Below are 10,461 nucleotides of genomic sequence, written 5' to 3' on the forward strand. Positions count from 1 at the left end.
CAAGCATCACTTCCGATTTCACCTGCCCTTTGCCCACCTGTTCTCAGTGTTTGGCGACGACTGGTTTTCCTTGAAAGCTGAAGCATTCGCCAGATTTTTTGGCACACCTGTTTTCCTGGTGTCACAAACCCTCATCGTGGTGGCTTGGATCACGGTCAACGCCATGGGCACGACCAAGTTCGATGTCTACCCATTCATTTTGTTGAACCTGGCGTTCAGCCTTCAAGCCGCCTATGCTGCCCCATTGATCCTGCTGGCTCAAACTCGCCAGGCGGACCGGGACAGGGTGCACGCAGAAGCCGATGCCATGCACCGCGAGGCATTGGCCCAAGCCAGCGAACAGCGCGAGTTGTTTTCAAGCGCCCAGAATGTGCAGTTGATCGAACTCATGCAGCAAAACACCACGCTGACCGAAATCACCAAGCAACTGAGCGAACGCATCGAGCAATTGACGTTGGAAATTCACCTCAAATTCGTAGGTAAACCAACTTGAAGCCGGAACACCACTTGCCTGGCCACACACTGCAGCAGCAGCAACGCAGCAAAGCATTGACGCTCGCGTCGGTGTTGCTCATCGCCCTGCTTGCGCTGTCAGGCCTTCGGCCCTACGACTACGCAACCTGGGCACTGGAGGTCGCGCCCGTGGTCATTGCCTTGCCCATCCTTTGGGGCAGCTACAAGCGCTTTCCCCTGACCACGCTGCTGTATGTCGGAATCTTTGCGCATGCGATGGTGCTCATGCTCGGAGGGGCCTACACCTACGCGCGGGTGCCACTTGGCTTTCAAATTCAAGACTGGCTCGGGCTGCACCGCAACCCGTACGACAAGATTGGGCATTTCTTTCAAGGGCTGGTGCCTGCCTTGGTCGCGCGTGAAATCCTGATCCGTGGCCAGCATGTGAAGGGACCAAAGATGCTGGCGTTCATCGTGGTCAGCATCGTGCTGGCCATCAGCGCCACCTATGAGTTCATCGAGTGGGGCGTGGCGCTGGTGGCCGGCCAAGGTGCGGATGAGTTCCTGGGAACGCAAGGCGATCCGTGGGACACGCAGTCGGACATGTTGTTTGCGCTGATCGGCGCCATCACAGCCCTGGCGCTTTTCTCGCGCCTGCAAGACCGCCAGATCCGGCGGCTGACGAACGGCGATGCCAGCTGAGGCCTCGCATTCCACCTGGGCCATCCGTGGCCAGTTCTTCGCGGCGGGCGCCCTGTTCGCCACCTGGGGGGTGCAGGTGCCAATGGTCAAGGCTCACCATGGGCTGAGCGAACAAACCCTGGCCTTGGCGATGCTGGCAGCGGGCGTCGGCTCGATCACCGGTTTGACCCAGGCGGGGCGCATCGTGGGTCGCCTGGGTCCCCGCACCGTGGCCGGAGTCACGGGTCTGACGGCTGCATTGGCCATCACACTGCTTTTAGCCACCCATCACTACGCTGCCCTGCTGGTGCTGATGTTCATCTTCGGCCTCACCGCCAGCCTGTTTGACGTCGCCGTCAACGTGGCCGCCAGCGAGATCGAGCGCCAGGCCAATCGGCCCTTGATGAGCGGTTTTCACGGCTTGTTCAGCTTGGGTGGCATGGCTGGCGCAGGGCTGGGCAGCGCCATGCAAGGGATGGGTTTGAACGCGCCCTTGCACCTGTTGACCGCCGGCGTGGCTTGCGGCCTGCTCACCGTGTGGGGTTGCCTGCACATGCACGCCGGCCGAGACGCCCAATCCGACGGCGGCATGGTGCTGCCGCGCGGCGTGCTGGGCCTGATCGGCATGCTGGCGGCGCTGGGCTTGCTGTGCGAAGGCGCCATCTATGACTGGAGCGTGTTGTACATGCACGAATCACTGCAGGCGAAGCCTTCGACAGCGGCCTTGGCCTATGCCAGCTTTTCGGGCGCGATGGCGGCCACCCGCTTTGGCGGAGACTGGGTGCGGGCTCGCGTGTCATCGGTGACGCTGGTTCAGATCTGTGGCGCGCTGGCTGCCTTGGGCATGGCGCTCACGCTGGTGACCGATGAACCGATCACCGCGCTGCTGGGCTTCGCGCTGATCGGACTGGGACTGGCCAATGTGGTGCCGGTGCTGTTCAGCGCGGCGGCGCGCGTGCCGGGCGTGGCAGCTGCAGATGGCATCGCGGCCGTGGCCGCCCTGGGTTACCTGGGCATGATGGTGGGGCCGCCGCTCATCGGCGTCGTGGCCGAATGGCACACGCTGTCGGCCGGCATGGCACTGGTGATGCTGTTTGCGGCCACATTGAGCCTGGCCGCGCGACGCGCCCTCGGGCATGATCGCTAGATGCCCTACGCCATCCTTGCCAGCTCCCTGGTGGTTTTCCACCTGGCTTTCGTGCTCTTCGTGGTCTTTGGGGCAGGTTTGCTGTTCCGCTGGCCAGGCCTGATCTGGCTGCATGTCCCAGCCCTGATCTGGGGCATTTATGTCGAGTTCACCAGCAGCATCTGTCCGCTGACCCCACTTGAAAACCGCCTGCGTTTCAAGGCCGGCCAGGAAGGCTATGACGGCGGCTTCATCGACCACTACATCATCTCGCTGTTGTACCCCGATGGCCTCACGCCCACGGTGCAATTGGTGCTGGGCATCCTGATGGTCGCCTTCAATTTGGTCGTGTACGGGCTGTGGATCCGCTCACGCCTTTGAGCCCTGCAGGCATAGCCCCTGCCAATCAGTCTGATTTGATCATTCAATCCGGACAATGGTGAAGCTGTCCTACCATTGGCAATCTTCTGTTCAACATCCACCAACCAAAAGGAAACAATCCATGAGCCTGATCAACACGCAAGTCCAACCTTTCAAGACCGAAGCCTTCGTGAACCGTGGTGTCAAGGGTGAATTCATCACCGTCTCTGATGAAAGCCTGAAGGGCAAGTGGTCCGTCCTGATTTTCATGCCGGCCGCCTTCACCTTTAACTGCCCGACCGAGATCGAAGATGCTGCCAACAGCTACGAAGAGTTCAAGAAGGCCGGTGCCGAGGTTTACATCGTCACCACCGACACGCACTTCTCGCACAAGGTGTGGCACGAAACTTCCGACGCCGTCGGCAAGGCCAAGTTCCCCCTGGTCGGCGACCCGACCCACAAGCTGACCAAAGCCTTTGACGTGTACATCGAAGAAGAAGGCCTGGCCCTGCGCGGCACCTTCATCATCAACCCCGAGCTGATGATCAAGACCGCTGAAATCCACAGCGACGAGATCGCCCGCGACGTGTCCGAAACCGTGCGCAAGCTCAAGGCTGCCCAGTTCACCGCCGCCAACCCCGGCCAGGTGTGTCCCGCCAAGTGGAAGGAAGGCGCCAAGACGCTGACCCCTTCGCTGGACCTGGTCGGCAAGATCTGATTGATTTGACCGTTTGACAATTGATTGACCGCCTCCTTCGGACTCACGAGGTCCAAAGGGGGCACCCCCAGACCAAAGGATGCACACCATGCTCGACGACACCCTCAAGGCCCAACTCAGCGCTTACCTGGAGCGCGTTACCCAGCCTTTCGAGATCGTGGCATCACTGAACGATTCCGAGACGTCTCGCGACACGCTCGAACTGCTGCAGACCATCGTGGGACTGCGCAGCGACAAAATCACCTTGAAGACCGATGGGCAAGACGCCCGCCGGCCTTCCTTCTCATTGCAGCGCACCGGCAGCGACACGCAATTGCGCTTTGCCGGCCTGCCGCTGGGCCACGAGTTCACCTCGCTGGTGCTGGCCTTGTTGTGGACTGGCGGGCACCCGCCCAAGGTCGAGCAAGAAGTCATCGACCAGATCAAATCCTTGGAGGGCGATTACGCCTTCGAGGTCTACATGTCCCTGACCTGCCACAACTGCCCCGACGTGGTTCAGGCCTTCAGCTTGATGGCCATCCTCAACCCGAAGGTGCGCACCACCGTCATTGAAGGCGGTGCCTTCCAGGACGAAGTCAACGCCAGAGAAATCATGGCCGTGCCCATGGTCTACCTGAACGGGCAGGTGTTCGGCTCGGGCCGCATGACGGTCGAAGAAATCGTTGGCAAGCTGGACACCGGTGCCGCCGCCAAGGAAGCCGTCAAGCTCAGCAACAAGGAGCCCTACGACATCCTCATCATTGGCGGTGGGCCTGCTGGCGCTGCTGCGGCCGTGTATGCCGCGCGAAAGGGCATCCGCACCGGCCTGGCCGCCGAGCGCTTTGGCGGGCAGGTGAACGATACCCTCGCCATCGAGAATTACATCTCGGTGCTCGAGACCGATGGCCCCAAGTTCGCGATGGGCCTGGAAGCGCATGCCCGCACCTACGATGTCGACATCATGAACCTGCAGCGTGCCGAACAGATCATCCCGGCGGCGCAGCCCGGTGGCCTGATCGAGGTCAAGCTGGCCAATGGCGGCTCGCTCAAGGGCAAGACCGTGATCCTGTCCACTGGTGCGCGCTGGCGCAATGTGAACGTGCCCGGCGAGCAAGAGTACAAAAACAAGGGCGTGGCTTACTGCCCGCACTGCGATGGCCCGCTGTTCAAGGGCAAGCGCACGGCGGTGATTGGTGGCGGTAACTCGGGCATTGAGGCCGCCATTGACCTGGCCGGCATCGTGGCCCATGTCACCGTGATCGAGTTCGCCGACCAGCTCAAGGCCGACGCCGTGCTGGTGCGCAAGCTCAACAGTCTGCCCAACGTGACGGTGCACACCAACGCCCAGACCTCCGAGATCACCGGGGCCGAAGGCAAGGTCAATGGCCTGCGCTACAAAGATCGCGCCACGGGCGAAGAGCACCTCGTGCCGCTGGAAGGCGTGTTTGTGCAGATCGGCCTGGTGCCCAACACCGAGTGGCTGAAAGGCACGCTGGAGTTGTCACGCCATGGCGAGATCGTGGTGGATGCGCGCGGCGCAACATCTGTTTCGGGCGTGTTCGCGGCGGGCGATGCCACCACGGTGCCGTTCAAGCAGATCGTGATCGCTGCGGGTGATGGGGCCAAGGCGGCGTTGGCAGCGTTTGACCATTTGATCCGTTCGGCGGGTTGACGCCAAGGGGCCACGTCCACCGTGGGCCTGATACGCACGCTGGGCGGGTCATGGAACGTGGTTGAAGCTATGTATAGGTCACCGTCACCGTGACAGTGGAGCTGTAGCTGCCCGCCTGCACGGTTGTTTGCGATGCAGGGATTTGGCCGTATGCGGTGAAATTGGTGACGCAACCAAAAGCGCATGTAAAAGCGTAGCTGCCTGAGTTGGTGAAGGTGCTGCTTGTGCTGTCACCCCAGATCTGCGTGTACGCCGAATCTTTGTAGATGTTGTAGTTCACCCTCAAGGTGCTTGTGCCCATTTGGCGGGTCCCCAAGGTGCCATAGGTGCCGGCGTTAAGCGCCACGGTGTAGCTGCCGAAAGTGCATGAACAGTAGTCGATGCAGGATACTGCCACCGTTGCCGTGCTGTTGACAACGCTTCCACTGATCGGGCTATAGGCACCGAAATTGACCGTGCCGGCGGCCACTGAACACGTGGCGGCGACGCAATGGCCGCCGAACATCGACAGTGCCATCGTCGGCACAAGGCGCAGCAAGACTAAGCGTTTCATGGCAATCATCCTTGTATATTCCGGGCTAAATTCAGGACCAAGTAAAAGTAACCGTGACGGTATCCGTGTAGGAGCCCGAAGCGGCACTGACGCTGGCCGCAATTTGCCCGTAGGCGGTGTAGTTGATGGCGCTACCTGTCGCGGTGAACACCCCTGAAGAAGGATTTTTCACAGAACTTGCATTGGCACCGTCACCCCAAATTTGGGTCCGGCCGCTGTCAATGTAAAGCTGGTAAGCCAGGTAATAGCTGGTTGCCCCGATCCTCATGCGCCGATTGGCATAGGCTGTTGCACTGCCTGCATTGAGACCGGCATCCAGCGAAATGGTGTATGTGGTCCCGCTTACGCAGGTAATGCTGACGGAACCCGTGGCATTGCTGACCGAACCACCGTTAGGGTTGTAGGTACCGAAAGAAACAGCACTTGCCCCCACGTTGACGCAACTATTGCTGACCGTGGTCTGTGCGCCCATAGAGGCCGTGGCTGTCGCGGCCTGTGCGCCGCCGGTCAAGGCCCACAAAGATGCGGCGACCAACAGTCTTTTTGAGACGATGCATTTCACTTGGGGGGCCTTTTGCAAATGACATCTTCCAATTCAGCACTGCCTGCTCCACCGGCCGGTAACGTGATAGAGGCTTGGCAGGGTGGGTTCTCAATGGTCAATGGCATCGTGCCTTCTGCGTTCAAATCGGAGATGAACACTTGGCCCCCATAGCCCACCGGGTAAGTTTGACCTGAGTGGCCCAAGGTGACAAGCGTGCCGGCGGTGATGGGCTCACCATTTTCGCCAAGCATGCGAAATTCCACACTGCGTACTTTGCGCACCTTCAAATCAACGAGCACGCCCGTGCGCCGACCAGGCGTCAATTCGAGCGCCAATTCTCCGACCTCAGCGTCCAATGGCAAATCAGCCTGCTCAATCTGAATAGCATTGGGCTGATAGGGCAGCAAGCCTGGCACGAGCAGTCGGCCATGGCTGTCGGTGCGGCCCAACTCATTGTTGGCCCGTGAAACCCGCACACCACCATAGTCGCCAACCTTCACCACGGCAAAGCTTTCATCGACCCGGCGCCCTGGAAAAACGCCGCCGCCCAAAAACGCCATGCCACCACTCAAGCCAGCGCGGTAGGAGTCGACGCCACCACTGCGGTTGAAGTCGCTACTGACATCACCCAGCGCGCTGCGCCAGGTACCTGCGGCGCTCATGCGTTCGGTCTGGCTACGATCGGCTTGCAGCCTCCAACCAAAACCAGCACCGGCGGGCGCGCTTTGCTGCAATTGCACACTGTTTTGACGCTGGGTACCCGACTTTGTGAAATCAGCGCTACCGCTGGTTCGCGCATCGAACACGTGAATCATGACGATGCCCACCGAGACATTCGAACGATCACTGATGCTGCGCAAAGCATAAAAATTGAGAGAGTCGGACCCACCCAGGCGCACTGAATTGTTCACAGAAAGCACGCGAATGCTGTGGCCTTCCCAGCTCGCCTGCTGGGTGATTGAGGCGCTCAAGCCGTTGTTGCCCCAAGAAGCCCCGGCGTAAGCACCGGCGCTCAAGCGCGGGGTGGTGCCCACCGAGCTGCCTATCTGAGCAAAATGCCGCTGGCTATACTGAACTCGCGCTCCATAGTTGAACGACTCTGCGAAGTGCTCCGCCTGAGCACTGACCAGGCCGCCCCACACCCCTGAGCGCTGGCTGACCACGCCGTTCAACTCCAGCTTGCCAATGTCGGGCAGTGCCAGGACGCCGCCTGCACCAAAGGCTTGCTGCCCGCGCATCAGCTCAAGCCGCCACTCTCTTGTAAAGGCATCCGTCACGCCCACCTGGTTGGTCGCGGTCAAAAAAGGGCGGCCATAGTGAGTTCCCAGGCTGCCGTAGCCTTCGCGCAGCTTGCCGATTTCGTACGACTCATCGCGCAAGCCAGGTTTCAAAAGGGTGGGACTGACGAAGTACGGCATTCTCACCACCTGCTCCCGTCCCAGCAGATCTCGAACCACCATGCGGACCTCCCCTTGGCCGGTCACCACGGGCACATTGGCGATTTCAAAGGGCCCGGGCTGCACCTCGCGGTGCATGCGCTGCACATTGTTGACGTACAGATCAATGGTCGATGGCAAGGTGGCCTCGCCTCTGGCGGACGGCCGCGAAAAGCTCACAAAATTCGGCTGCAGCTGGAAGTCGGTGGTCCATTGGACTCCGCCAAAGCGCACAGACCGTCCCCAGGCTGACGGCATCGCCAATGCGCAATGCTCTCATTTTGTCGGGCCTGTCGATGGTCCAGGTGGTGTCCAGTCGGATCAACTGACTGGTAGGCGTCGTGGTGTTCAGCAACGCTGTCGTGGTTCCGCTGCCCCAGGCATTGAAGACACCCATCTCAAGCGCGGCTATCACTCCAGGCGTTCCTGCCTGCCACTGCACGTCATGGTTCAAGAACCCGCCTAATGCTTGGGCACTGATCACGTTGCGGGAGGCTTCGCCCTCATCGCGCATGCTGCTCGATGTGAACGCCGAAGCCGGTGCATCTAACGCGAGTGTTTGGCTGGCCTTGTTGATCACGGCACGGGCGCCGCGAATATCCCCAAGTCGGAAATAGCGCTCGCCATGCACCAGCACACCCTCATTTGGCGGTAAGAGCCGCCATGCTTGCAGATCACGCTCCGAAACAGCCAACTGGCCATCACTCCATTGGAGCACCTCGGATCCGTCGCTTTGCTCCTGACCATTCACGATCACCGCCAGAAGCAGGGATGCGGGCTCTAGCGCCAGAGGCGTGGCGTTGCAGCTCAAATGAAGACCGGCCATGAGCATGGCAACAGGAACAAGGGCGGCAAAACATGCGTGGCGGCGGCGGGTGCACGACCCCATGGCTTTAAGGCGAAAGGTTTACTTCGACAGTGCGCTGATTGCCATCCGTCACCACAGCAAGGGTCAACTTGTTGCCCTTGGCTTGCCGTAGCAGCTTGCGTTTCCAGGTAAAGCTTTGGCCCGGAAACACGGCCACGCTCATCTTCTCTTCAACCAGGGGGGTGGGGTCTGCGTCCCTGACCACCAAGTTGGACACCACCATGTGCACATTGCCGGTGTTTTCCACCTCAATGGCAAGCTGGCCGTCTGCAGTCCGGCTGACCTTCCAATTGGCACTGGTGGTAATTGTCTCAGGATTGAAGTACACCGGCACCCGGAGTTGAAGCAGCACACGCACGCCGTTCGCCGTGCTCAACGGGCTGGCTTCCTGCTGGGGTGATGGCACCTCACGCATGATCAGGCGGTAAGCCACCTCGTGCTGCCGATCTATTTTTTTGCGCAAGCCGATTCGGATCACTTGGGCTTGATGTGCGCCTACCGTGAAAACAGGCGGGTTGACCAGCAGATCACGGGTTGGCTCGTAGCGATCCTGGCCATCGACCTGAGTCCAGGACACAGGCTCTACTTGCATGACCACGGGGTCATTGCCCTGGTTGGTGAGCGTCAGTGCTGCACGATCCTCGTTCGGCTTTAGAACGATTCGAACCGGCATCAGGGCGAGGTCAGATGCCGCCGCCGATAAGGCGAACAACAGTCCGGCAATAAGGAGGGTTGACGAGCGCATGCAGTGAAGTTTGAGGCCAAGCCAGTTCGCCATAAGTGCAAACAAGACTGTGAATTGCGCCCAGTCCTGGGTCGTCAGTTGTACGTGATAGTGATCACGCTGCCAGCCATGGCGTATTGCCGATCGCCTTCGGCGGCCCGACTTTGTCCGTCACTGCGTTCTGACCTCATGCTGTACGTTGATTCAGTCGTGCATGTCACCAAAGCCCAGTCTTTGTCGAGCTTCGACCCGAAACCGACAAGGTCTTCCTGCAAATCGCTGGACGTCGAAACTGAACAGGTCGGCACCACCGTTGTCGTGATGGCAAACAGGCCCCGCATGCTTTGCGGCCACGCTGGATTGAGCATCGCAACGATCATGGTCAATCCCAATGCGAGTCGACGTGATGTTCGCATGCTGTGCTCAGGTGTAGGTCAATGTGACCGTAACCGTGTCGGTGTATGAACCGGCAGTCACGTAGTTGCCGGCAGTGATGCGTCCATACACGGTATAGCTTTGCTGGCTGCCATTTCCGGTAGACGTCCCCGAGGTGGGGTTGATGCTCGAGCTATTCAGCCCATCACCCCACACCGTGACACGACCGCTGTCAAGGTAAAGCTGGTATCCCAGATAACTGGTGGTAGCGCCAATGCGCATCCGCCTGTTGCTGAACACCGAGGCACCCCCGGCGCTCACACCCGCATCGAGGGCGATCGTGTAGGTGGTGCCTGTGGTGCAGGTGACCAACGCTGCCCCGCTGGCGTCATTGGCGGTGCCGCTGGTGGGGTTGTAGGCGCCAAAGGCCACATTGCTGGTTCCCAGCGTGCAGCTTGATGCGACTGTCGCCGTCACGGTGAATGTTGAGGTCGAGGTGGCTGGTATGGCGACCTGCGCGAAGCTCAGAGCTGTCAGCGCAAATACGGATTTGAGATAGCGGCGCATGGCAAGTTCTCAAAGTTAAGAATAGGTGACCGTGACGGTGACGGTGTCCGTGTAGGAGCCGGCGGTGACATAGTTACCGGTCGTGATTCGGCCGTAAACCGTGTAGCTTTGCTGGCTGCCATTGCCCGTGAACGTCCCGGTGGTCGGGCTAACGCTTGAACTGTTGGCGCCATCACCCCAGATCGTCGTGCGACCGCTGTCCAGGTAAAGTTGGTAGCCAAGGTAGTCCGTGGTTGCCCCGATGCGCATGCGCCGGTTGCTGAACACACTGGCCCCACCGGCATTCACCTCGGCATCGAGACTGACGGTGTAGGTGGAGCCATTGGTGCACGTGACCAGCGCAGCGCCGGTGGCGTCGTTGGCTGTGCCACTGGCGGGGTTGTAGGCACCAAAGCCCACATTGGA

At 60.1% G+C, this 10,461-nt stretch carries 14 protein-coding genes; 6 read left to right on the forward strand and 8 right to left on the reverse strand.

Annotation, left to right across the window (positions count from 1 at the left end):
* From H7225_RS09505 to ahpF, 6 genes are all read left to right on the forward strand, one after another.
* Positions 1-493, forward strand: a 493-nt coding sequence (locus H7225_RS09505) for a DUF1003 domain-containing protein (protein WP_290661193.1), incomplete at its 5' end; no start/stop codon positions are given.
* A complete protein-coding gene (locus H7225_RS09510; protein WP_290661195.1) occupies positions 490-1,155 on the forward strand; it encodes a DUF2238 domain-containing protein in 666 nt (221 codons plus the stop codon). The genes H7225_RS09505 and H7225_RS09510, both read left to right, overlap by 4 nt.
* A complete protein-coding gene (locus tag H7225_RS09515; protein ID WP_290661197.1) occupies positions 1,145-2,281 on the forward strand; it encodes an MFS transporter in 1,137 nt (378 codons plus the stop codon). Before H7225_RS09510 ends, H7225_RS09515 begins: the two co-directional genes overlap by 11 nt.
* The gene (locus H7225_RS09520; RefSeq protein WP_290661199.1) at positions 2,282-2,641 is read left to right on the forward strand and encodes a DUF2784 domain-containing protein; all 360 of its coding nucleotides are present in this window, start codon (positions 2,282-2,284) and stop codon (positions 2,639-2,641) included.
* 121 nt (positions 2,642-2,762) lie between these two features.
* Entirely contained in the window at positions 2,763-3,338 is a 576-nt protein-coding gene (ahpC, locus tag H7225_RS09525; protein WP_290661201.1) for an alkyl hydroperoxide reductase subunit C, read from the forward strand.
* A gap of 88 nt (positions 3,339-3,426) precedes the next feature.
* Complete coding sequence (gene ahpF / locus H7225_RS09530; RefSeq protein WP_290661203.1) at positions 3,427-4,989, forward strand: alkyl hydroperoxide reductase subunit F; 1,563 nt, start codon at positions 3,427-3,429, stop codon at positions 4,987-4,989.
* Between the two features lie 67 nt (positions 4,990-5,056).
* On the opposite strand, the gene H7225_RS09535 is transcribed toward ahpF, so the two are convergent.
* The 8 genes from H7225_RS09535 to H7225_RS09570 form a co-directional block, all read right to left on the reverse strand.
* Positions 5,057-5,542, reverse strand: coding sequence for a spore coat U domain-containing protein (locus H7225_RS09535; RefSeq protein ID WP_290661205.1), 486 nt, complete (start codon positions 5,540-5,542; stop codon positions 5,057-5,059).
* A 31-nt stretch (positions 5,543-5,573) separates the two neighbouring features.
* The gene (locus tag H7225_RS09540) at positions 5,574-6,104 is read right to left on the reverse strand and encodes a spore coat U domain-containing protein (protein ID WP_290661207.1); all 531 of its coding nucleotides are present in this window, start codon (positions 6,102-6,104) and stop codon (positions 5,574-5,576) included.
* Positions 6,101-7,756 carry a fimbria/pilus outer membrane usher protein gene (locus tag H7225_RS09545; protein ID WP_290661209.1) on the reverse strand — a complete coding sequence of 552 codons (1,656 nt, stop codon included), beginning with the start codon at positions 7,754-7,756 and terminating at the stop codon, positions 6,101-6,103. The genes H7225_RS09540 and H7225_RS09545 overlap by 4 nt, the downstream gene beginning before the upstream one ends.
* Positions 7,647-8,411: a hypothetical protein gene (locus tag H7225_RS09550; RefSeq protein WP_290661211.1), complete on the reverse strand. Its 765-nt coding sequence runs from the start codon at positions 8,409-8,411 to the stop codon at positions 7,647-7,649. The genes H7225_RS09545 and H7225_RS09550 overlap by 110 nt, the downstream gene beginning before the upstream one ends.
* A 4-nt stretch (positions 8,412-8,415) precedes the next feature.
* Positions 8,416-9,168, reverse strand: coding sequence for a fimbria/pilus periplasmic chaperone (locus H7225_RS09555; protein ID WP_290661213.1), 753 nt, complete (start codon positions 9,166-9,168; stop codon positions 8,416-8,418).
* A 41-nt stretch (positions 9,169-9,209) separates the two neighbouring features.
* Complete coding sequence (locus H7225_RS09560; RefSeq protein ID WP_290661215.1) at positions 9,210-9,494, reverse strand: hypothetical protein; 285 nt, start codon at positions 9,492-9,494, stop codon at positions 9,210-9,212.
* A 43-nt stretch (positions 9,495-9,537) separates the two neighbouring features.
* On the reverse strand, positions 9,538-10,056 hold the full coding sequence (locus H7225_RS09565; protein WP_290661217.1) for a spore coat U domain-containing protein: 519 nt from the start codon (positions 10,054-10,056) through the stop codon (positions 9,538-9,540).
* A 15-nt stretch (positions 10,057-10,071) separates the two neighbouring features.
* The coding region (locus tag H7225_RS09570; RefSeq protein WP_290661219.1) for a spore coat U domain-containing protein at positions 10,072-10,461 on the reverse strand (390 nt) is incomplete at its 5' end.

Source organism: Aquabacterium sp., assembly GCF_014378415.1.
Lineage (GTDB): Bacteria > Pseudomonadota > Gammaproteobacteria > Burkholderiales > Burkholderiaceae_C > Aquabacterium.